Here is a 21,864-nt window from a genome sequence, read left to right as displayed (position 1 = left end):
CTATAAAACGTAAAAAAAAGGATTAATGAATTTTATAAATATTAATTTAATAATAAGTAAAATGATTAGAATTATTAATGAATATAATATTTTACTTTACTTACATATAATCACAATATCTATTAAACAAAAAATAGAATAAATTATAATTTTTTTCGGAGGAATAATATGAAAAAAATATTCGCACTTATACTAGTATGCTTATTATTAGCTACAGGATGTAACAATAATGCTTCTGCTGATATAAAAAATAATAATGATTATAAAAAATTAGAAGCAGAAAATGAAGAACTTAAAAAACAAGTTGAAGGATTAAAAGATCAAATAAATTATTTATTAAACGAGGAAACAAATAATACAGATGATACTTCGACCGTAAATAACAATGATTCACCAGAAAAAGAACATAAAAAAACACAAGAAAAAATCCATATAATATCGATGAATTAGCAGAATTGTCTGGAGAATATTTAGGAAATAGAATAGATTTTAACTTAAAATTAAAAAATTTAACACGAGGTGAAAAAGGTAAGAAAAAAACTTTAGAATCTAATCAATTTAATGAATTTGATAAAAATGAAGAAGCATTGATTTTTGATGTTGATTATAAATTAGTAAAATATGAACCAGAAGATGACAGACCTTATTTAGTATCCGATTCTGACTTTAAATACTTTAAGAGTGATTTCTCTGAATATCGTTCAAATAATTATTTATCTATTGATAATAATCTTCATGCTAAAGTTTATGAAGGTGGAGAAACTACAGGAAAAGTTGGACTAGTAATCCCTAAAGATGATAATGGTTATCTTGTTTACAAAGATAGCTTATGGTTTAAAATTAAATAATTTTAGCTAAAGAATTATTTATAAAATATCTTAATTCTTCACTAAATAGTGTTAATGATTAAAACTCATTAACACTATTTTTAATTTAGCTTTTTTACAGTATTAATGTTAAACAGTTTATTAAAATGAAAATAATATCGATGTAAAATACTTCTTTAAACAATATTAAAAATATCTTCCATATCCCTACTTTTATCTATATCAGAAAAAAATCATTAACAATTTACTTGGTTATTTTAAAATATTTATTTTACCAAGTAGTAAATTTGTTAAAATTACTTGGTTATTTTAAAATACTAATTTTACAAAGTATTTTTTTTACAAATATTGAGAAAAAATTACTTGGGAATTTGAGGATTTAAAAATAACCAAGTAAATTGATCGAAAAAACTACTTGGTAATTTTAAATATATGAATTTACCAAGTAATTTGGTCAAAATTAATACTTGGTAAATTTAAATAATAAGAAATAACCAAGTAAAAATAAAAGTAAGCTTTAATATGGTTCTTTAAAAAATAGTGTTGATTAATAAAATGATATTTTATCTATACCTGCTGAGGTATAACCTCTAATATCAATATTTATAAGCTCGAAGAATAATAAAAAGACAAAATAAAACTGAATTAAAATTTTACTATTACTAATATATATGGACCATTTTTCAATTATTATTGCGTGTCATTTTTTGTTTGATTTTTACACAATTTACATGTGTAAATAAAGTATTTCAAAATACACATGTAAAGATGGAATGATCCAACAATTTCCAATAAATGGGTTAATCAATATCTGATAGAATTCCACTAACTGAGATTGAGGAACCTTGATAAAACACCTATTTGCACCTATGTGTACCTGATAATAACTTAATCACAGAGAATTTGGACCGTTCCAGTAAACGTTATAAAACGTTCCAGTAAATGTTCCAGTAAATATTCCAGTAAATCAGGTACAAGGGGGTATTTATAGGTACAAATAGGTAATAACGGTAAAAACTCTAAATGCTCACAAATGTTGAAAGCATCAAAAAAACAGCTATTTCTAGCTGTTTCGCAATTCGTCATATTTGGTGGGCCATCAGGGACTTGAACCCGGGACCTAACGGTTATGAGCCGTGCGCTCTAACCAACTGAGCTAATGGCCCAAATATTTAAAAAATGTGGTGGACCTAGGTGGACTCGAACCACCGACCTCACGCTTATCAGGCGTGCGCTCTAACCAGCTGAGCTATAGGTCCATACTTGGCAGGGGTAGAAGGACTCGAACCCTCGACATTTGGTTTTGGAGACCAACGTTCTGCCAACTGAACTATACCCCTAAGGCTATTAAGTTGGCCATTTATTGGTGCCTGGAGCCGGAATTGAACCAGCGACACACGGAGCTTCAATCCGTTGCTCTACCTACTGAGCTATCCAGGCTAATCTCAAAATCTATAAAAAAGAAGTACTTAAATGGCGGAGAAGGAGGGAGTCGAACCCTCGCACGGTTTCACCCGCCTAACGCGTTAGCAGTGCGTCCTCTTCGGCCTCTTGAGTACTTCTCCAAAACATTGGCGGAGGAGGTGGGATTCGAACCCACGTGCGCTTTCACGCTAACGGTTTTCAAGACCGCCCCGTTATGGCCACTTCGGTACCCCTCCGTACTAAACATAATATTAAAAAATGGTGACCCGTCGGAGGCTCGAACTCCGGACACCTTGGTTAAAAGCCAAGTGCTCTACCTACTGAGCTAACGGGTCATATATGGCTGGGGTACTAGGACTCGAACCTAGGAATGCAAGAGTCAAAGTCTTGTGCCTTACCGACTTGGCTATACCCCAAAATTTGTGGCGAACCTAGGAGGATTCGAACCTCCGACACACGGCTTAGAAGGCCGTTGCTCTATCCTGCTGAGCTATAGGTCCTAGTGGAGCGGGTGAAGGGAGTCGAACCCTCGCAACCAGCTTGGAAGGCTGGGGCTCTACCACTGAGCTACACCCGCATATTCTTAAATAGGAACCCCTAATATAAAATTGGTGGAGGAGAGTGGATTTGAACCACTGAAAGCTGAGCTAACGGATTTACAGTCCGTCCCCTTTGGCCGACTCGGGAACTCCTCCATTTAATTGGAGCTGGTGAGAGGACTTGAACCCCCAACCTATTGATTACAAATCAATTGCTCTACCTATTGAGCTACACCAGCATGCTATTCAAAATATTTCTGTTATTATTTAATTGATTAATTTATTGGCGACCCGAAGGGGGCTCGAACCCCTGACCTCCAGCGTGACAGGCTGGCATTCTAACCAACTGAACTACCGGGCCACTAAAAAATATATGGTGGGCGTTATAGGACTTGAACCTATGACCCCCTGCTTGTAAGGCAGATGCTCTCCCAACTGAGCTAAACGCCCATATATTGGTGACCCTACCGGGACTCGAACCCGGGATACCACCGTGAAAGGGTGATGTCTTAACCGCTTGACCATAGGGCCACTAATGTGACTACATTATAATATAACAAATCGAAACTTTTGTCAAATTTATTTTATTATAATCGTTATTTAAGTAACTCGTTCATTTAGAGTACTTTTATATAATACATAAATAAATTATTTTTGTCAAATTTTTTTTAAATTTTTTTATTTTACTATATTTTGTTTTTGTGTTTGAAAGAAACGACTAAATATAGTGGTTTTTTTAAGCGGTTTTAAATTATTGTTATTGGCTTTTTGTGGTGTGGAATTTAAATTTTTAAAATTTTTTTCCTCTTCTACATCTTTTTTTTCGTTCGATATATTTAGAATCATTTTTCTTAAACCAGAAACAGAATAATCATTTGAATTGAAATAGTTATTTATTTTGATTAAGTTAATTGAATCTGGTTTTGTTTCGATTATTTTATTTAAGTATATATTTTGAAACATTGATTTTATATCATTATTTGTATTTAATGATGGATTAACCATTAAATATAATTCTCTTGACTGTGTCATATATATATCCTCTAAATTCAGATATATGTTACTACTTGAAATCATATAGGATTCTAAAGTAATTAATATTTTTGATATTAAATCTATTAACTTTATAAATTCAATGGAATTTATTTGATTCCCTATTACTTCTTTTAATGAAATTTTTCCATCTATGTTATAGATTATTTTGTTTTCATTTATTTTATAGTCTAAAATGTTATCAATTTTATTATTTTTTATCATATTTAACACTATGGTGTTAGAATTTTCTTTTTTATAATTTTTTTCAATCATTTATATACCTCACTAATTTTATCATATTCCATTTTTTATCTTTCTTTATAAAGCTAATGCCTTCATTATTAAATGTTTTTAATGGTTTATTCCCTATTTTATGCTCATTTCCATTTTCATCTATCACAAAATATTTTCTTTTATTTTTTACAATTGCTATTCCAGCACTAAACGATTCAGCATAGTCATATTTAGGTGAAATAATCTCTTCAAATTCTTGATTGATATAACCCCATTTCGATTTTTTCTTTACTGCTATACATTCACCATAACTAAAATCTATATCGTCATATGAGGCTGAATATTTGTCATTTATTAAATCATAAATTTTAAATTTCTTATCAATTTTTACTATTAGTTTATTGTCAATAATTGCGTCATTAAATTTATTAACTTTAAATCCTCCGCCCTCTAATTCTTTCTTCTTCTCAAAATTTTTATTGATCAAATAATTTTTATCATCAAAGACTACTGCTGTATTATTAGAAAAATTAGACGCTTTTGTATATCTTTGAGAGACTTCTTTATTTGTTCTATCGATATATGATTGTTTACTATCATTAATTTGTACCATAAATCCATCTTTAAATCCCATAACATTATTAACCGTAATATTTGATCTTATATTATTAGCCTTATCGATTACTTTAATTGAATTTTTATCATTAACGGTTAACATTCCTCCATCTTTATATAAAATGTCAAGATACTTCGGAGTTGTAGATTTTCCACGATTATTGATAACATTCCAGTTATCCCCAAGTTTGGCAAAAATAATATCATTATTTGGATTAAATTTTATATCATCAAAACTTATTTCTAAATCTTTATATAGAAAATAGTTATTTCTTTCAAATTCTTTTTGTGTTTCTTTGTCTACAAGATTTAAGAAATAATTGTATTTGCTATATTCTTCAATCGAAAGGAGATGATTTAAAAATTCTTTTTGCTTTTTTGTTTTCTTGTCTTTCAACATTTTTAAATAATTAAATGCCTTATCGAATTCATTTAATTTCAAATATGTTTCATAGATTTTTTCTTTAGTTTCATTCTCTTGCTTTATTTCATAAGACAAATTGTAATAGTCTATCGCATCAATATATAGGCCCTTATCAAAGTAATTATTAGCTATTTGCAGATAGTTTTTACTCTTATTAATAATAGTAACCTCGCTATTTATATTTAAATACCATGAAACAGCTATAAGAATGGAACAGAAGAATATAAATATCTTTTTCATTTTTACCTCTAGTTTATTGTTAATATATAAGATAATAGAATTATTGGAGCCAAAGCAAAACTTTTTTTTGTTGATTTCGATTTGATTACAAGAATTAAGGAGAATATGAAAAGTACTATCGAAATATTAATAAAAAATGCGTGCATAAAATAAACGCCTTTAATTAGATATAATATCGACAGTAATTTCACATCTCCCATCCCTATAATCTGAGTAAAATGTGAAATAAGAATCAGAATAATAATAAATATGATGCTTAGAAGCTTAAATACATTAAAAGAAAAGTCTATATTAAGCAAAGTGAATGGCAGAAGAATTATAAGAAATTCATTTGGAATTATTTTCTTTTTAATATCAATTATCGAGATATTTAACATCACTGATAAAATAAAGTATTCTATTTTGTTATAAAAAATGTAAAAGAGTAAACTTATGATTAGGAGTAAATATAAATTTCTTTTTTCCATTTCCTCTTTAAATTTGTTATATGTAAGAATGCTAATTATCATTTAATGCCTTTTCCATATATAGAAACTCTACATTTCCAATTTCTTTTTTAATATTTTTTAAATCAAACAATTCCTTTGCCTCCTCTGGTAATACTATTACTAATTTCTCTTTAGGGTTTGAAATCTCATAACTTTTTCCATCATTAGAAATAAAATTATTGTTCATATTTTTTATATTTAGTAATAGTTTTTTATAGTATGATTTAACAGTTTTAAAAAACTCTTCTTTCAAAAAATGTTTTTCTTCTTTTTTCTCACTATATGTCTTATTGAAAATATTTAAGGAATATACTTGAATAATTGTATTATTCTCTACATCAAATAAATCTACACCACTGCCCTTTTTTATAACGATTCCAGGGTGCTCTTTCCTTAAATGATCTGCAAAATATCTCCCTCTAATAAAATTAGATTCATTCCAAATAGTCGAATTTGCATCATTACCATTTCCACCTTTTCTTGCCCACGTTCCAATGTTAATGCATTGCTTAACATTGTTCTTTAAAGAAAACATTCCAAATTTATCTAAATTAAAAGTATAATTTATGGCTATTTCTAATGCGTTAGAATTTTCTAATACATTTATATCAGACACTTTAATGCCAGATTTTCCATTTACTATACCTAAATTTTCAAAATTTACATCATTTTTAATTGAATCCATTTTCTTTTCTAAAATCTTTTTTGTGATATTGCTATAAGTTACTCTTTTTGTTTCATTTGAAATATCTTTCTTCGCAAGTTTTATTAAATCTTTAATCAGCTTATTTTCATTATTGATGTTTTCAATAATTATATCTTTATAGTCTTCGTAGTTGATAGATTCAGTTTTAATATTGTCTATTTTTTCAAAGGAGTCAATGAATTGTATATAACTAGAGATATCCATACCCGTTTCAAATAAGGCTTTTCTAGTAATGGATTCTACTAAAAGGTTTATTGATAGACTATGTAAAACCAAATAACCAACTACGAAAACAATAAATACTAAACTTGCTTCAATTGTAGCTGAACCACTGTTTTTATCTAAAGATTTGTTTGTATAATTCATATGCTCTTTCCTGAGTATCGGATACTATAGAAAGCAAAGCATCTTTACCTTCATTTTTGATTTTTTTAGAAATAAGATATTTTACTTTTTCTCTTGTAATTATACTTACATAATGATCATCTTTTTGTTCTAAAATCAGTTCATCAAATAATTTAATTAAACCAGGATGGTAAAAATTTAATGAAGTTTTTAGCTCTTCAGTCATATCCGATTTAATATCTTGAATAAGAATTATATCTTCAAAATTAGTATAATGATCTCCATAAATCCCAGATTTTACTCCCCAATTTGTAGGCAGATATATGGTTTGATTATATTTATCCGTTTTCTTAAAACCATCTTTAACATTTTCTTCATTTTGTTTTGAACATGCGGTTATAAATATCAAACTCAAAACAATTAAAATTACTTTCTTCAATTAATAACCTCCAATTATTGTATTTTCGACTGAATCTTTGAAAATATATTTATTTAATAAAACAGTGTTAATTCTTAATTTTGAATCTATCGTAAATGATACAAAAACCTTTGTAATATCAAATTCAGAAAACTCTTTTTTCATTTCATAATCAATCACGATAGCTAGTCTTTCCATTATTTTCGATTTGTTTCCTGACATCAATCTAAATAATGTTACAAGTGTTAAATAATCTTTATATTTGAAACTTAAACCGCTTGTAGATCCCATATTAGTAATTTTTTTATTTAATCCTAATTTATCTAAGTAATCATCAACATATTTATTAAACAATTCTTTTTGTTTTATTTTATTTTTTGAAATTGAAGAATTTATTTTATCCTTTAATATATTAGAATATTTTGAAGTAACACCTTTCACTTTATCTTCAATATTTTTTGACAACTTGCCAAAATATTCTTCTAAATTTATTTGCTTAAAATTGTCAATATTTGACATAATATTTTCTTTTACAAAGTTGAACATATTAGATTTAATGCTGTATAGTTCCCCTTTCTCATTTTGTATGTTTGAATTTACTTCATTTAGAGTCTCTTCAATTTCCTGTTTTAAATTAGCACCTTCTTGATTTATATTATTAAACATTACATTTTGAACCGGTGAAACTATTTCTGAGATTATGGATTGTGAAATCCCATCAATTGTTTGATGTGTAAATTCATCCACATTTTTCTCTAATACGTCGATTCCTTCATTACTATAATTAATAATTGAATCGTAAATATTATCTAATCCAGTATCTACAATTTCTTTAGCTTTTTTACCTAATATAGATGGTAAGGACGTTACGCTAACTTTCCATGAAGCTTTATTTTTAAAAGTTTCGATGGCTTTATCATCGTTTATAGTTTCTAAGTCTATAACACTCTCTCCAAAACTCATCGCAGATAATACTAAAGTTCTTATCAATGGAACGGCGAATCCAGTCCAGCCAGCAATGGAAATAGCGATCGCATTAGCCTCCAGTTTTAAATTTGTATTTGTAAATGCATATAGAGAATTTAGTAAAAATCTTAAACCAAAAATGTAATTATTTACTGTATTATTATTTTTTGATAAATCGTCTTTACCAAAAAGAATATATTCTATTTGACTTCCAAATTCTTCATTTTTGCTCAATTTATTATAAAATTTATCGATAATATATTGAGATAAATATAAATTATCAATTATATTGGTATCATTAGAAGGAATTATTTCTGAAGAAAAATTAATAATTTTCTTATAGTTTTTAATATCAGTATTATTATCAAACAAAGGGCTTTTCTCATTTGATATTTCAGAAATTTTATCAATATTTTCTTTATCTATATAGTCGTAAATTGAGCCTTTAGATTTTTCTATTGAGTCTTTTTTAGCTTTTTCACTAAATTTTTCTATATTCTTTTTATTTTCTTTTGCAACCTTTTTTTGGGAATGTTCTATGGTATCACTTTTATTTCTTTCCATTGCGAATTTGTAAATCTTAAAATTGTTTAATGAAGGTAATTTACCTAAATTATTTAAGTTAAACTTTTTATCATTATCCGAATTATATTTCAATGGATCAATTTTAAAAATATCTGTATTTCTATCTAATTCCTCATTAATATCATGCAAAGTTTTTTCATTATTTTTTAATTTTTCCAACAGTTTATCAATATTTTCTTTTGTGAAACTAATTTTTGTAGATTTATATTCAGAATTAAAATTATTCTTTATATCACTTTGTTCCATTGATTTGATGGATTCGCCCCATTTATCCAGTTTTTCCTGCAACTCTACCGAGCTATTGCTAAAATTTTCAAGTTCAGATATTATATTTTTATATGTTATTTCAAAAGTTTTTAACTTTTCTTTTAGAGAATTATTATTTGAATTATATTCTGAAATAGCGATACTTATCTGTTTATCATATGTTTTTACAATTTCAGAATTATATTTAACAATCTTATCTAATGCAATAGAAATATCAAAATCCTTATCATCAACAATTAATTTATCATCTATATTCCACAATTTAGAATAGGTATAAATCTCTTCTAAAAAGTCCTTATTTTTCTTTATCAATTCAATGAATTCATTGTTTTCAGTATGTTTCTTATCAGTATTAGTTAATTTGTAAATTTTAATAATTATATCTTCATGTTTTTTATCTAATAACATTTTTGATTTTTCATTTATCTTATTAATGTCCATATCTTTATCTAAAGTTTTTGTTTCAATTTTAGAAAATTTTGTTTTTATATCTTTTGTGTTTTTTCGTAAATTTTCTAAATTTGTATTTAAATTAGATACATCATTATTTATATTTGAAAAATTGTTATCATATAATATAAAATTATTAACTAAATTATCTATACTTTTTACTGCTTTGGAATACTCCTCCTCATAATCCATTTTATTATTTAATATCTCAGTATATTGTCTTGAACTCATAGAAATATTAAATAAATTAAGTACTCCATTCGTTATTTTATACGGTCCAACCAATTTCATATATTCAAGGATTTGACTTTCTAAATTGTCATTTGCAATCAATAAATCAGAATTTTCAATATTAACATTCGAATCATCAACCATTGCATGGTAAATATCACTTTCTTCTTTTTCAATATTTTCTTTTAATAAATAGTTCACATATTGATTGATAAATTCTTTATCTTTGTCGATTCCAAATATTCCATATTTTTCATATAATTTATCATTAAACGATGATTCAACAGAATAACTAGCTATTTCATTCGCCATATTTAAATGATTATTTGCAACAAATATTTTTGCTATATCCATTGAAACTAACGCAAAGCTATATATCGGCAAAAGAATTAAAGCTAAAAACACTGAAATTGTACCTTTTGAACTTTTTATCATTTCTTCAATTTCTTCATCAAATTATCTTTCATATTATTTATTGTCGTTGTAAAATTCCCTAATTTCTTAAAACTATCTAAGTCTTTGATATCAAGATATACTTCTTTCATAAAATCTAATTTCCTTATTATATCGTCGGTATCCATCTTGTTTGTTGATAAATACATTTTGTCTTTTTCATATGAATGTACCATCGTATTAAACAAAGAATTCTTTTTATCTAAATTAAATTTTCTGTCTTTTACTTTTACATCTGACGAATTTTTATATTGCTCAAACAAATCTTCTGAAGTGGAAATTGTCTTTTTATGCTTACTGTAAAATTCATCTCTACTTTCTTTATATACTTTTTCAAAAGTATAAATTTTTTCAATAGTGTTAAGGGAAAGTACTATCAATAATAAAATAAAAATTTGAATAGTTGGAAATACAAAGGATGATTCGACGAATTCTGCACCTCCTTTCTCATTTTTTATTATTTTCTTAAAAAGTATTGATATCATTTTCTACTCTTTGAAGCATAGTTTTTAATAAAGATTCCATTCCCTCCTTAAAGATTACAGCTAGAATTATTACTACTATTAAAATTAAAACTATTGCAATCATGTTTATTTCGCCTTTTTTATTAGATATCACATTATTGATGATATTAATAAAATGATTTCTTATCATAAATCCTCCTTATAAGATATTTAGTAATATTGGAACCATAACAATAATTAATATCCCAGAAAAAATCATTAAATTTGGAATTAGTAATTTACTATTTGCTTCCTGAGTTTTTAGAATTATTTGTGATCTTCTAAATTCATCACTTTCTTTTTTTATCATTTGTAATAAATCTTCTAAATCATCACCTCCTTTTTGCAAGTTTTGAATAATATTGGAGATAAATTTTCTAATTAAGATATCATCACTTTTTAGCAGTATTTGATTATATGCTTCTATTTCCGACATGCCATTTTCAATTAAATTTTGTACAGTGCTAAAATCTTTTGACACCTCCCCTTCTGTATTTTCAATGATGTATTTTATTGAATTTCTTAAATTTAGTCCTGATTGTATTAAAAGATATAGTCTTGAAATAAAAGCTGGAAGATCTTTTTTAAAATTATCTTGATAGTTTTTATATTTTTTTATTTCTTTATTATCTAATAATTTAGAATATAAGAAAATGAAAATAATTGTGAGCAATAAGACCAAAGACTTATTTATAAAAGAATTGACAATAAAAAATATAATAGAGATAAAAAATATTTGATTGAGTTTTTTTGTGGAATGTATTTTAATTTTATTTGAAAGATTTTTCTCTCCATACATATTTTTTATAGAGATTATCAATTTAGTGTTTATGAATTTAATAATATTATTTTGGTATTTTTCAACAATAAAACCTATAGTTGAATATAATTGATTGATATAAATATTATTAAAGTATTTTTCTTTCTCATATATTTTTATATTTTTAAAATAAATAACTGTGGTAAAAATATAAATTATAAGCATGATGGTCGCTATTGTTAGTGAAATGTATTTTGTCATTAGAACTCCAAATTTACAATTTTATTTCCGATATAAAAAGCAATGATAAACATAACGAACACTATACCTCTAATTATGTAATCTATTAATGTAAGATTCATAGTTGACGTAAAGCTTATAGTAAGTAGAACTATTAGGGGTAATAAGCACATTATAATAAAATCTCTTTTTGAATTTTCTACTATCGTGGTCATTTCTAGCTCCAAACTAATATTATTCGTTAACATGTTTTTACTATTTTCAACAACTTTTGAAATATCTATCCCAGATTTTATAGAAATAATAATACTATCTACAAATATACTAATTTCTTCTAAATTTGATTTTTTCTTGAATTCTATTAAAGATGTTTCAATTTTCTTCCCATTTTCAATATCATAAATCATTTCATCTAAATATTTAATTATATAAATATTTTCCTGAAATATATATTTGATTTCTCTTGATGTCAAAATTAATGAATTATAGAAGTTTTGCCCAGAAATAATATTAGTATGGAAGATATCAAGAAATTCTCTAAACATAATTCTCTTTTGTTTGATATCTTTCTTTTCTAAGATCGTTTCAAATAATTTATGAGCTCTAACACTTAAGATTATCGATATTAATATTGAAATAATAAAATTATGGAAAAATGTAATAGAATATAAAAATATAATAGAAGTAGAAATCAGAAATGAAATAATTTTTTTATTGTTAAACATTCTTACGCCTCAATAATTTCTCCTCATTTATTAAATTGCCAACTTTCTTTAATTTATCTGATTTATAATCATATTTAAATATAATATTAATAACCGTCTTTCCATTCTCATCCTGTAAAACTTCAGAAATCTCTATAACTCTTCTTTTTGATAAACTAACTCTCTTAAGTTGAATGATTATTTCAATTGAGGAATTTATCATTCTCTTTACTGCTTCTATAGGAATGTTTTCGCTTGATCGCAACACCATAGTTTCTAATCTAGAAATCATGTCTTTTGATGAATTTGCGTGAGCAGTAGATAATGAACCATCATGGCCAGTATTCATCGCTTGAAGCATGTCTAAAGTTTCATCAGATCTAACCTCACCAACAATAATTCTATCTGGACGCATTCTTAAAGAATTTTTAATCAAATCTTTTATAGTGATAGCGCCTTTATTTGAACTATTTGGTTGTCTAGATTCTAAGCTTATCCAATTATCATTATCTAAGATCTTTAATTCTCTAGAATCTTCGATAGTGATTATCCTTTCATCTTTAGAAATGTATTCTGATAATGCATTTAAGAACGTTGTTTTTCCTGATGATGTCCCGCCTCCAATCATAATATTGTATCGAGACTGTACTAAATCTGAGATGAATTCGGCAGTTTTTTCATCTATTGTATTAAATTCTATTAATTGGTTTAGGGTAATTGTTTTTTCTGCAAATTTTCTAATTGTAACAACAGGATTATCCTTTGAAATAGGATTTAATACAATATTTACTCTTGAACCATCTTTGAGATTTATGTCTACTATTGGATTAGAAATATTAACTTCTCTACCAGATTCACTAACCATCTTCTGAATAATTCTCATATAATCATCATTATCTGAAAAAGAATACCTACTTTTTATAATTTTCCCATCTTTTTCTAAATAAATCTCCTTATATGAATTTATCATTATTTCGTTAATGCTATCATCAGCTAGAAATTTGTCTAATATCCCTAGACCTCTATATTCACTATATAAATCATTTACGATTTGCTTTATCTCATCAAGATTGTACTTATAGCTTTTATCATTGATATATTCTAAAACGATAATATTAAGTCTTTGAAATATCTGATTATCATTTAATAAAATAAACTCATCCGGTGAAATTCCTTTTTTTATCTCATTTATATTGATCATAAATTTTTACCACTTCATCAATATTTTTTAGATTAAAATATAAATTATTTATCTCTAAAATATATTCTTCCTGTGTTTTTGTTATATTAACTTCTTTATATTTGTGGTTTAGTTGATTTTTAATAAATGATTTTGATGATTCAATAAATTTTCTTTCACTAGAGTCGTTGTTATAGAAAATAATTAAGTCTGAGTTTTTTAGAATTTCAATATTTCTTGAAGAAATATTAAAAGAAAGATCGATTAATATTTTTTTATAATGTTGATATTTTAATATATCTAAAATGTATTTTATATATTCTAATTTCTCTGTTTCAAATGGCATATTAGAAGAACTTATATATGAGAGATTTTCAAGTTTATTTACAGAAATATCTTTCTTATTATCGATAATAAACAATAAAGAATCTAAACTAATTTCATTTTCAACAGGTTTATACTTTCCAAAACTATTAAAATTTATTAATAATGTATTATGTTTTTTACTATAATACTTTGCAAATTCTGTAGCTTCTTCATTTATAGAGTTCATTTGGCTTAGATTTACAAATGTTATAATTTCCTGTTTTGTTGTCTCAAGTTCAATATCCTTATATTTGTCTACTATCAATTTATAGATATAATCAATGTTTTTATATTTTCTCTCTTCATTTAGATATAAAAAAATTGAAATATTATTTTGTATTTCTTCGTCAACAATTAATAATGATTTTTTACTTCTCTCTTCTAAATTAGAAATCAATCTAGAATTAATATCTTCAAACATTGTATTTAATAGTGTATTTAAATTATTTGCATAGAAGTTATCTTGCATCAGTATTTCTATATTTTTCAAATTTACCTCCTAAATATATATTAGCAGAATTTGAAAAATAAAAACTGTCAAAATTGTTAACTGGATTTAACAATTTAAATTTGTATAAAAAAACTATGACTTATCTTATTTTATCAAAGATAAATCATAGTTTACTTTTCTATTTATTGTTATATTCTTCAATGATGTCACGTGCTACATCTGTATCACTTTTTATTGGTATATATTTTCCATATTCTTTTTGATAGTCTTCTGAGCCTTTTCCAGCTACGAAAAATACCGTTTTATCTTTTGCATCATTAAAAGCTTTTTTAATACCATTTTCTCTTGAATCTGCTCTTTCAAAATTATCAGTATATTTACCTATTTCTTGCGCCAATCTTTCATATACAACGTCATATTCCGTATATTCTGAATCTTCTGGCACGATAATTATATGGTCAGAATGTTTTGCAGCTGATCTAGAATTACCTTCAATCCTATTTTTCGCCATTTTTCCACTATTACCAAAAATAGAAACTATCTTGTATTCTGGGTATTTTATTTCAATAAATTCGTATGCTTTATCAAAACTAAGTTCGTTATGAGCGTAAGAAACAAACATTATATATTTTTTATCGTTTGATTCGAAAACTTCTTCTCTACCGCTAATTTCTGTATTATCAAGACCTTCTTTAATTGATTCATTATCCACGCCAAAATGTTTTGCAATCATCACTGCAGCTAGTACATTTTCAATATTGTATGTCCCTAATTGATGTATTTTAACTTCAATTTCTTCACCTTTATAATCTAATTTAATTTTAAGTCCTGATTCTAAGAAACTATAATCAATTAATTTAGCTTCTGCATTTACTTTAGTAGAAAATGATTCAGATTCAGCTTTATTTTTTTGAATAGAATGTTCAATCTTTTCAATATGGTCCGCATCTTTATTATAAATTGCAAATTGTGTTCTTTCGAATATTTTTAATTTAGAATTAAAATAATCTTCAAATGTAGGATGCTCAATATCACTTACATGATCTTCTCCTATATTTAGAAATACTGCCACATCTAAGTCAATATTATTCATTCTATCGTATTTAAACGCCTGAGAGGATGATTCTATTACCATATACTCTAAACCCGCGTTTACGGCGTTATTTAAGTATCTGTATAACATTATTGCCTCAGGTGTTGTTAATGATGAAGATATATCTTCAATACCATCAAAAGTATTAATAGTAGAAATAATTCCTGCTGGTTTCTTTCCATTTTTTATTAAATAGCTGTCTAATATGCTTTTTACATATTTAACTGTTGAGGATTTTCCTTTTGTACCTGTAACACCTATAGTTTTTATTTTTGTGTCTGGAAAATCATAAAAGAATCTCGATATTTCCATCATCGCTTTTCTAACATCTTTTACAATAATATAAGGCAGATCTACATTCATCTTCTTTTCTGAAATGTATGAATTCGCGCCTTTTTCTTTTGCATCCACTAGATATTCATCCTTAAAATTTAATCCTTTACAGAAAAATAAAGTATTTTCTTGTACATCTCTAGAGTCATAAGAAATATTTTCAATTGCTAAGTTATCTCCTTGACTTTCCACAAAATTATCTGTTTCTTTTAATAAATTAATAAACTCTTGTAACTTTTTCATATTTTCCCCATTTTTACTTTTATTGTTATATAATATAGTTGTTCTAAATAAATACTCTATTAATTATATAACTAGAGATTTACATTTTCAACAAATCAAATTAATAATATAAATTGTTAGGAGAACAAATTGAAAATTGATTTTATAAAGGTTCCCATGTACTATGGTTCTGATAGACCTGGCGTGGAATTTGGACCAGATAAAATAATACAAGAAGGAATTGAAGACATTTTTAATAAAAATGGAATCATCACAGAAGTAAAAGAAGATACTAAAGTAGAAATTATATCAGAAAAAGAGAAATATAGAGACCATGAAAGTATCAAATATTTATCTCCTGTAACGAATGCCGTTGAAGATCTAGCTGATAAAGTCCACGACTCACTTTCAAAAGGTAATATGCCATTTGTAATTGGTGGAGATCACGCTCTTGCAATCGGGTCATTAGCTGGAGTTTCAAGTATTTTAGGAGATGATTTTGCAATAGTTTGGGTTGATGCACATGCAGATATAAATGATACAGAAACCTCTCCTTCAGGAAATATTCACGGTATGCCACTTGCAGCTTCTTTTGGGCTAGGTGATGACAAATTGACAAATGTATATTTCAAAGGACATAAAATTAAACCAGAAAATATCTATATTTTAGGAGCAAGAAGTGTTGATGAAGGCGAATATGACATTATAGATAAATACGGTGTGAATGTGTGGTATATGGATGATGTACACACAAAAGGTGTAAATAAATGCCTTAACGAAATTATTGACGATATAAACAATAAAGGCATTAATAAAGTCCATTTCAGCTATGATATAGACTCAATGGATATAAGCTTAGTACCAGGAACAGGTACGCCAGTTGAAGATGGATTTGACCATGAACAATCAGAGATAATTATTAGAAAACTTATCCAAACAAAATTAATTAAATCAATCGACTTTGTTGAATATAATCCAAAGAAAGATATAGAAAATATAACATTAAATTCAGTACTTAAAATGTTAAATATATTTGCTGAAGAATTAGGAAAGTATTAAAAAGTTTCAACAATAACAAAGGAGCTGGTGCAAAATTACTTTTAGTAGTTGCATAGCTCCTCTTTTATTATTTAATCTTTTATCAACATATTGCCAATTTGAAAAGACAACACATTTTTTTACTCATAAAAGAGATTGTTTTGCAACAGTCCCTTTATTTTTCTATACAATGCTATTATATCCGCCTATATTTTTTACATCCCTCTAAAATATTTAGAGGATTCATTATAGACGATACTCATATAAATAATTGAAAATTAATCATATATTAAAAGGTCATTTGATCGCCTTCCAAACGTCTTGACTCCTCTTCTAAACGTTCAAAATAGCATTTTGCACACATTGATTCGTACTCAACTTTTTGTTCACCATCAATAGCTACTTGGCTTCCTTCAAAAACAAAAAGACCATCTATTTTACGTCCATTAAAGATAGCTTTTCTTCCACATCTACAAATTGTCTTTAATTCTTCAATTGAATGTGCAATAAGCAATAATCTTTCAGAACCTTCAAAGCCTTTTGTCTTAAAGTCAGTCCTCAATCCATAACATATAACTGGTACATCTTTCAAAACTGCAATCTTCATTAATTGATCAATCTGATCAGCCGTTAAAAATTGTACTTCATCAACGATAATACAAGAAATATTTTGACCTCCCTCTATTTTAGAAAAATTTTCATATAAATTATCATCTTTTTCTATTCTATAATCAACTTTTCTCTTTATACCCAAACGTGAAACTACACTATCATCACCCTTCGAATCAATAGCAGGCTTCAATACCCTTACCGCCATACCCCTTTCTTCGTAATTGTGAGCCACTTGCATAAGAGCTGTTGATTTTCCTGAATTCATTGCACCATATCTAAAATATAACTTAGCCATAATATCTCCTAAAAATTTACTATACTAATTATAGCAAAGAATAATGGATTATTAAATTGAAATTGTTTAAGAATTTAGAAATAGTTTTGTAGTTATATAATCTAATTTAACAATTAACACTCTTTAGTTTTTTTATATTAAATTTTAGATTTACTTGGTTATTTAAGATTTTGAAATTTACAAAGTAAAAATTTCAACCATTTTACTTGGTATATCACAATTATTTAAAATAACCAAGTAAATTTGATATATTTACTACTTGGTAAAAATAATATTTTAAAATAACCAAGTAATATCGGTTCCTAAATGTTATTCATATATATTAGGCAATTACTTTACTTCAACCTATTGCCGAATTCCAAACACTATATAGCTCATCCACAACACATTTTTTCAATCAAAAAAAGAGTACTGAATTTCTTCAATACTCTTCTTAGTTATCTAGAATTATTCAATAATTTTTGAAACAACTCCTGAAGCAACTGTTCTACCACCTTCTCTAACAGCGAATCTTAAACCTTCTTCGATCGCGATTGGAGAAATTAATGAGATTGTGAATGTTGCGTTATCTCCAGGCATAACCATTTCAACACCTTCAGGTAATTGGATATCACCTGTAACGTCTGTTGTTCTTAAGAAGAATTGTGGTCTGTATCCTGAGAAGAATGGAGTATGTCTACCACCTTCTTCTTTTGTTAATACGTAAACTTCACCTTCAAATTTTGTATGTGGTTTAATTGTTCCTGGTTTTGCTAAAACTTGTCCTCTTTCAACGCCGTCTCTTGTAACACCTCTTAATAATGCTCCGATGTTATCTCCAGCTTCAGCTAAGTCAAGTTGTTTTCTAAACATTTCTACCCCTGTAACTACTACTGTTTCAGGTTTGTCTACTAAACCAACGATTTCTACGTTATCACCAACTTTAACAACACCTCTTTCAACTCTACCTGTAGCTACTGTACCTCTACCTGTGATAGAGAATACGTCTTCTACTGGCATTGAGAATGGTTTGTCAGTTTGTCTTTCTGGTGTTGGAATCCATTCGTCAACAGCTTCCATTAATTTAACGATTTTATCTCCCCATTCTCCGTCTGGATCTTGGATAGCTTTTAATCCTGAACCAACTACGAATGGTGTGTTGTCTCCATCGTATTCGTATTCTGTAAGTAATTCTCTTACTTCCATTTCTACTAATTCGATTAATTCTGGATCATCTACTTGGTCTTCTTTGTTTAAGAATACTACGATTCTTGGCACACCAACTTGTCTTGCAAGTAAGATGTGTTCTCTTGTTTGAGGCATTGGACCGTCAGCAGCTGATACGATTAAGATAGCACCGTCCATTTGAGCAGCACCTGTGATCATGTTTTTAACGTAGTCAGCGTGTCCTGGACAGTCTACGTGAGCGTAGTGTCTGTTAGCTGTTTCGTATTCTACGTGAGAAGTATTGATTGTAATACCTCTTTCTCTTTCTTCTGGTGCTTTATCGATATTTGCGTAATCTATAGCTTCACCTGTACCAAATCTTTTGTTTAATACCATTGTGATTGCAGCTGTAGTTGTTGTTTTACCGTGGTCAACGTGACCAATTGTACCGATATTTACGTGTGGTTTTTCTTTTACAAATTTACCTTTTGCCATTTCTTCCTCCCAAATTTTCTTTATATTTTATATTATACTATATATACTATAAATTTAATAATAAATTATGATTTTTTTCCTTCTAGTACTTTTTCTTTAATGCTATTTGGAACTTGTTCATAGTGGTCAAATTGCATTGAATATGTTGCTCTACCTTGTGTATTTGATCTTAATGATGTTGCGTAACCAAACATTTCAGATAAAGGAATGAATGCATCTACGATTTGAACACCTTCTCTTGTTCCCATACCATCAACTCTACCTCTTCTTGAAGAAACATCTCCCATAACATCACCAAGATATTCTTCTGGAGTAACTATTTCAACTTTTTCAATTGGTTCTAATAAAGCTGGACCAGCTTTTTCAACTGCAGCTCTTAATCCCATTGCACCAGCAATTTGGAATGCTGTTTCAGATGAGTCAACTTCGTGGTATGAACCATCGTATAATGTAACTTCGATATCTAATAAAGGATATCCAGCTAATACTCCGGCTTCACAAGCTTCTCTAACACCTTTTTCAACAGAACCAATGTATTCTCTTGGAACTACCCCACCAACGATAGCGTCGATGAATTCAATTCCTTTTCCTGGTTCATTTGGTTTAACTTTCAATCTTACATGACCGTATTGACCACGACCACCAGATTGACGTACAAATTTACCTTCTGCTTCTGCTTCTTTTGTGATAGATTCTCTATATGATACTTGAGGATTACCTACATTAGCTTCTACTTTGAACTCTCTTAACAATCTATCTACTATAACTTCAAGGTGTAACTCACCCATACCTGCGATGATTGTTTGTCCTGTTTCTTGATTTGTAAATGTTCTAAATGTTGGATCTTCTTCTGCTAATTTACCTAAAGCAATACCCATTTTTTCTTGAGATGCTTTTGTTTTTGGTTCGATAGCAACTGAGATAACTGGTTCTGGGAATTCCATGTTTTCAAGAATAATTTGATTATTTTGATCACATAATGTATCACCAGTTGTTGTATCTTTTAATCCAATTGCTGCACCGATATTACCAGCTGAAATTGATTCTAATTCTGTTCTTTGGTTTGAGTGCATTTCTAGGATACGTCCTATTCTTTCTCTCTTACCTTTTGTAGAATTATATACATATGAACCAGAAGATATTTCACCAGAGTACACTCTAAAGTATGTTAATTTACCAACATATTCATCAGCTACTACCTTAAATGCTAGTGCTGCAAATGGTTCTTCAACACTTGAGTGTCTTTCTGCTTCAACAGTTTCTTCTTCTTCAGTTTTCTTTGGTAATGTACCTTTAATAGCAGGAATGTCATTTGGAGCTGGTAAGTAGTATACCATTGCATCGATTAAAGATTGTACCCCTCTCTTCTTATATGCTGAACCACATAATACTGGGTAGATATCTCTATTTAATGTTGATACTCTTACTGCTGCTCTTAATTCTTCAACTGTAATTTCTTCTTCATCTAAGAATTTCATCATAATTTCTTCGTCAGAATCAGCTACAGCTTCGATTAAGTAATTTCTGTATTCTTCTGCTTGTTCTCTGTATTCTTCTGGGATTTCAACAACTTTTGCTGATTCACCAGTTTCATCATTTTCGTCATAAACTACTGCATCCATTTCTACTAAGTCGATAATACCACTAAAACTTTGTGCATTACCGATTGGTAATTCTATTGGAACTGCATTAGCTTTTAATTTATCTTTAATTGTATTAACAGCCATTAAATAGTCTGCACCAGTTGCATCCATTTTATTAATGAAACAAATTCTTGGTACACCATATTTATCAGCTTGTCTCCACACTGTTTCTGATTGAGGTTCTACACCGCTCTTAGCGTCAAATAATGCTACCGCACCATCAAGAACTCTTAAGGATCTTTCTACTTCAACTGTAAAGTCAACGTGCCCTGGAGTGTCGATAATGTTAATCTTATTTCCTTTCCAGTAAGCTGTTGTAGCAGCTGAAGCAATTGTGATACCTCTTTCTCTTTCTTGATCCATGGTATCCATTACTGCTGTACCGTCGTGTGTATCACCCATTTTATGAATTTTACCTGTATAGAATAATATTCTCTCTGTTACTGTTGTTTTACCAGCATCAATATGAGCCATTATTCCGACGTTTCTAATTTTTTCTAAACTAATATCTGGCACTGTTTTCTCCTTATTAATT

The 21,864-nt window shown here is 27.8% G+C and carries 19 protein-coding genes and 15 tRNA genes; 3 read left to right on the top strand and 31 right to left on the bottom strand.

Going from position 1 to position 21,864, the window contains the following annotated elements; all coding sequences use genetic code 11:
• Nucleotides 1-168: 168 nt before the first annotated feature.
• On the top strand, nucleotides 169-450 hold the full coding sequence (locus HMPREF9709_RS02260) for a hypothetical protein (protein ID WP_005397523.1): 282 nt from the start codon (nucleotides 169-171) through the stop codon (nucleotides 448-450).
• A gap of 5 nt (nucleotides 451-455) precedes the next feature.
• On the top strand, nucleotides 456-848 hold the full coding sequence (locus HMPREF9709_RS02255) for a hypothetical protein (protein ID WP_005397520.1): 393 nt from the start codon (nucleotides 456-458) through the stop codon (nucleotides 846-848).
• 1,068 nt (nucleotides 849-1,916) lie between these two features.
• Here HMPREF9709_RS02255 and HMPREF9709_RS02250 read toward each other — a convergent pair.
• The 28 genes from HMPREF9709_RS02250 to HMPREF9709_RS02115 all read right to left on the bottom strand — a co-directional run bounded on the left by HMPREF9709_RS02250 (nucleotide 1,917) and on the right by HMPREF9709_RS02115 (nucleotide 16,121).
• Nucleotides 1,917-1,993, bottom strand: a tRNA-Ile gene (locus HMPREF9709_RS02250).
• Nucleotides 1,994-2,009: 16 nt separating this feature from the next.
• Nucleotides 2,010-2,086 (bottom strand) — tRNA-Ile (locus tag HMPREF9709_RS02245).
• Between the two features lie 5 nt (nucleotides 2,087-2,091).
• Nucleotides 2,092-2,167 (bottom strand) — tRNA-Trp (locus HMPREF9709_RS02240).
• 24 nt (nucleotides 2,168-2,191) lie between these two features.
• A tRNA-Phe gene (locus HMPREF9709_RS02235) sits at nucleotides 2,192-2,267 on the bottom strand.
• A 34-nt stretch (nucleotides 2,268-2,301) separates the two neighbouring features.
• Nucleotides 2,302-2,392 (bottom strand) — tRNA-Ser (locus HMPREF9709_RS02230).
• Between the two features lie 7 nt (nucleotides 2,393-2,399).
• Nucleotides 2,400-2,488 (bottom strand) — tRNA-Ser (locus HMPREF9709_RS02225).
• A 23-nt stretch (nucleotides 2,489-2,511) separates the two neighbouring features.
• A tRNA-Lys gene (locus HMPREF9709_RS02220) sits at nucleotides 2,512-2,587 on the bottom strand.
• Between the two features lie 5 nt (nucleotides 2,588-2,592).
• Nucleotides 2,593-2,668, bottom strand: a tRNA-Gln gene (locus tag HMPREF9709_RS02215).
• A gap of 7 nt (nucleotides 2,669-2,675) precedes the next feature.
• Nucleotides 2,676-2,752: transfer RNA gene (locus tag HMPREF9709_RS02210), tRNA-Arg, on the bottom strand.
• A 3-nt stretch (nucleotides 2,753-2,755) separates the two neighbouring features.
• A tRNA-Gly gene (locus HMPREF9709_RS02205) sits at nucleotides 2,756-2,829 on the bottom strand.
• A gap of 32 nt (nucleotides 2,830-2,861) precedes the next feature.
• Nucleotides 2,862-2,947, bottom strand: a tRNA-Tyr gene (locus HMPREF9709_RS02200).
• Between the two features lie 7 nt (nucleotides 2,948-2,954).
• Nucleotides 2,955-3,030 (bottom strand) — tRNA-Thr (locus HMPREF9709_RS02195).
• A 45-nt stretch (nucleotides 3,031-3,075) separates the two neighbouring features.
• Nucleotides 3,076-3,152 (bottom strand) — tRNA-Asp (locus HMPREF9709_RS02190).
• Between the two features lie 13 nt (nucleotides 3,153-3,165).
• A tRNA-Val gene (locus HMPREF9709_RS02185) sits at nucleotides 3,166-3,241 on the bottom strand.
• A gap of 6 nt (nucleotides 3,242-3,247) precedes the next feature.
• Nucleotides 3,248-3,322, bottom strand: a tRNA-Glu gene (locus HMPREF9709_RS02180).
• 147 nt (nucleotides 3,323-3,469) lie between these two features.
• Nucleotides 3,470-4,099: a DUF6382 domain-containing protein gene (locus HMPREF9709_RS02175; RefSeq protein WP_005397518.1), complete on the bottom strand. Its 630-nt coding sequence runs from the start codon at nucleotides 4,097-4,099 to the stop codon at nucleotides 3,470-3,472.
• Complete coding sequence (locus HMPREF9709_RS02170; protein WP_005397516.1) at nucleotides 4,092-5,339, bottom strand: WG repeat-containing protein; 1,248 nt, start codon at nucleotides 5,337-5,339, stop codon at nucleotides 4,092-4,094. The genes HMPREF9709_RS02175 and HMPREF9709_RS02170 overlap by 8 nt, the downstream gene beginning before the upstream one ends.
• Before the next feature lie 8 nt (nucleotides 5,340-5,347).
• Nucleotides 5,348-5,806, bottom strand: a complete 459-nt coding sequence (locus HMPREF9709_RS10410) for a prepilin peptidase (protein WP_169311903.1) — start codon at nucleotides 5,804-5,806, stop codon at nucleotides 5,348-5,350.
• 31 nt (nucleotides 5,807-5,837) lie between these two features.
• Entirely contained in the window at nucleotides 5,838-6,899 is a 1,062-nt protein-coding gene (locus tag HMPREF9709_RS02160; protein WP_005397512.1) for a hypothetical protein, read from the bottom strand.
• On the bottom strand, nucleotides 6,871-7,317 hold the full coding sequence (locus tag HMPREF9709_RS02155) for a hypothetical protein (RefSeq protein WP_005397511.1): 447 nt from the start codon (nucleotides 7,315-7,317) through the stop codon (nucleotides 6,871-6,873). Before HMPREF9709_RS02155 ends, HMPREF9709_RS02160 begins: the two co-directional genes overlap by 29 nt.
• Nucleotides 7,318-10,230 (bottom strand): DUF5702 domain-containing protein, encoded by a 2,913-nt coding sequence (locus HMPREF9709_RS02150; RefSeq protein ID WP_005397510.1) that lies wholly within the window; start codon nucleotides 10,228-10,230, stop codon nucleotides 7,318-7,320. It abuts the gene before it with no gap.
• Nucleotides 10,227-10,733, bottom strand: a complete 507-nt coding sequence (locus tag HMPREF9709_RS02145) for a hypothetical protein (protein ID WP_005397509.1) — start codon at nucleotides 10,731-10,733, stop codon at nucleotides 10,227-10,229. The genes HMPREF9709_RS02150 and HMPREF9709_RS02145 overlap by 4 nt, the downstream gene beginning before the upstream one ends.
• On the bottom strand, nucleotides 10,714-10,902 hold the full coding sequence (locus HMPREF9709_RS02140) for a Flp1 family type IVb pilin (protein ID WP_005397508.1): 189 nt from the start codon (nucleotides 10,900-10,902) through the stop codon (nucleotides 10,714-10,716). The genes HMPREF9709_RS02145 and HMPREF9709_RS02140 overlap by 20 nt, the downstream gene beginning before the upstream one ends.
• A 9-nt stretch (nucleotides 10,903-10,911) precedes the next feature.
• Nucleotides 10,912-11,772: a type II secretion system F family protein gene (locus HMPREF9709_RS02135; protein ID WP_005397507.1), complete on the bottom strand. Its 861-nt coding sequence runs from the start codon at nucleotides 11,770-11,772 to the stop codon at nucleotides 10,912-10,914.
• A complete protein-coding gene (locus HMPREF9709_RS02130; protein ID WP_005397506.1) occupies nucleotides 11,772-12,476 on the bottom strand; it encodes a type II secretion system F family protein in 705 nt (234 codons plus the stop codon). Before HMPREF9709_RS02130 ends, HMPREF9709_RS02135 begins: the two co-directional genes overlap by 1 nt.
• Nucleotides 12,469-13,656 carry a TadA family conjugal transfer-associated ATPase gene (locus HMPREF9709_RS02125; protein WP_005397504.1) on the bottom strand — a complete coding sequence of 396 codons (1,188 nt, stop codon included), beginning with the start codon at nucleotides 13,654-13,656 and terminating at the stop codon, nucleotides 12,469-12,471. The genes HMPREF9709_RS02130 and HMPREF9709_RS02125 overlap by 8 nt, the downstream gene beginning before the upstream one ends.
• On the bottom strand, nucleotides 13,640-14,491 hold the full coding sequence (locus HMPREF9709_RS02120; RefSeq protein WP_005397502.1) for a hypothetical protein: 852 nt from the start codon (nucleotides 14,489-14,491) through the stop codon (nucleotides 13,640-13,642). Before HMPREF9709_RS02120 ends, HMPREF9709_RS02125 begins: the two co-directional genes overlap by 17 nt.
• A gap of 139 nt (nucleotides 14,492-14,630) precedes the next feature.
• Complete coding sequence (locus HMPREF9709_RS02115) at nucleotides 14,631-16,121, bottom strand: Mur ligase family protein (protein ID WP_005397499.1); 1,491 nt, start codon at nucleotides 16,119-16,121, stop codon at nucleotides 14,631-14,633.
• A gap of 129 nt (nucleotides 16,122-16,250) precedes the next feature.
• Here HMPREF9709_RS02115 and rocF point away from each other — a divergent pair, with 129 nt between their 5' ends.
• Entirely contained in the window at nucleotides 16,251-17,159 is a 909-nt protein-coding gene (rocF, locus tag HMPREF9709_RS02110) for an arginase (RefSeq protein WP_005397498.1), read from the top strand.
• A 268-nt stretch (nucleotides 17,160-17,427) separates the two neighbouring features.
• On the opposite strand, the gene HMPREF9709_RS02105 is transcribed toward rocF, so the two are convergent.
• The 3 genes from HMPREF9709_RS02105 to fusA form a co-directional block, all read right to left on the bottom strand.
• Nucleotides 17,428-18,045 carry a thymidine kinase gene (locus tag HMPREF9709_RS02105; protein ID WP_005397497.1) on the bottom strand — a complete coding sequence of 206 codons (618 nt, stop codon included), beginning with the start codon at nucleotides 18,043-18,045 and terminating at the stop codon, nucleotides 17,428-17,430.
• 447 nt (nucleotides 18,046-18,492) lie between these two features.
• On the bottom strand, nucleotides 18,493-19,686 hold the full coding sequence (gene tuf, locus HMPREF9709_RS02100) for an elongation factor Tu (protein ID WP_005397496.1): 1,194 nt from the start codon (nucleotides 19,684-19,686) through the stop codon (nucleotides 18,493-18,495).
• A gap of 65 nt (nucleotides 19,687-19,751) precedes the next feature.
• Nucleotides 19,752-21,845, bottom strand: a complete 2,094-nt coding sequence (gene fusA / locus HMPREF9709_RS02095) for an elongation factor G (protein ID WP_005397495.1) — start codon at nucleotides 21,843-21,845, stop codon at nucleotides 19,752-19,754.
• Nucleotides 21,846-21,864 lie beyond the last annotated feature (19 nt).

This window comes from Helcococcus kunzii ATCC 51366 (assembly GCF_000245755.1).
In the GTDB taxonomy this organism is placed as follows: Bacteria; Bacillota; Clostridia; order Tissierellales; family Peptoniphilaceae; genus Helcococcus; species Helcococcus kunzii.
This window is presented reverse-complemented; position numbering and strand designations above follow the sequence as displayed.

What these genes read in the sequence shown, in the direction of transcription:
- HMPREF9709_RS02135 (WP_005397507.1), bottom strand. Translation starts at nt 11,772, where the DNA reads ATGACAAAATACATTTCACTAACAATAGCGACCATCATGCTTATAATT.
- HMPREF9709_RS10410 (WP_169311903.1), bottom strand. Translation starts at nt 5,806, where the DNA reads ATGGAAAAAAGAAATTTATATTTACTCCTAATCATAAGTTTACTCTTT.
- HMPREF9709_RS02175 (WP_005397518.1), bottom strand. Translation starts at nt 4,099, where the DNA reads ATGATTGAAAAAAATTATAAAAAAGAAAATTCTAACACCATAGTGTTA.
- HMPREF9709_RS02160 (WP_005397512.1), bottom strand. Translation starts at nt 6,899, where the DNA reads ATGAATTATACAAACAAATCTTTAGATAAAAACAGTGGTTCAGCTACA.
- HMPREF9709_RS02260 (WP_005397523.1), top strand. Translation starts at nt 169, where the DNA reads ATGAAAAAAATATTCGCACTTATACTAGTATGCTTATTATTAGCTACA.
- HMPREF9709_RS02145 (WP_005397509.1), bottom strand. Translation starts at nt 10,733, where the DNA reads ATGATATCAATACTTTTTAAGAAAATAATAAAAAATGAGAAAGGAGGT.
- tuf (WP_005397496.1), bottom strand. Translation starts at nt 19,686, where the DNA reads ATGGCAAAAGGTAAATTTGTAAAAGAAAAACCACACGTAAATATCGGT.
- HMPREF9709_RS02125 (WP_005397504.1), bottom strand. Translation starts at nt 13,656, where the DNA reads ATGATCAATATAAATGAGATAAAAAAAGGAATTTCACCGGATGAGTTT.
- HMPREF9709_RS02130 (WP_005397506.1), bottom strand. Translation starts at nt 12,476, where the DNA reads ATGTTTAACAATAAAAAAATTATTTCATTTCTGATTTCTACTTCTATT.
- HMPREF9709_RS02105 (WP_005397497.1), bottom strand. Translation starts at nt 18,045, where the DNA reads ATGGCTAAGTTATATTTTAGATATGGTGCAATGAATTCAGGAAAATCA.
- HMPREF9709_RS02150 (WP_005397510.1), bottom strand. Translation starts at nt 10,230, where the DNA reads ATGATAAAAAGTTCAAAAGGTACAATTTCAGTGTTTTTAGCTTTAATT.
- HMPREF9709_RS02170 (WP_005397516.1), bottom strand. Translation starts at nt 5,339, where the DNA reads ATGAAAAAGATATTTATATTCTTCTGTTCCATTCTTATAGCTGTTTCA.
- HMPREF9709_RS02140 (WP_005397508.1), bottom strand. Translation starts at nt 10,902, where the DNA reads ATGATAAGAAATCATTTTATTAATATCATCAATAATGTGATATCTAAT.
- HMPREF9709_RS02115 (WP_005397499.1), bottom strand. Translation starts at nt 16,121, where the DNA reads ATGAAAAAGTTACAAGAGTTTATTAATTTATTAAAAGAAACAGATAAT.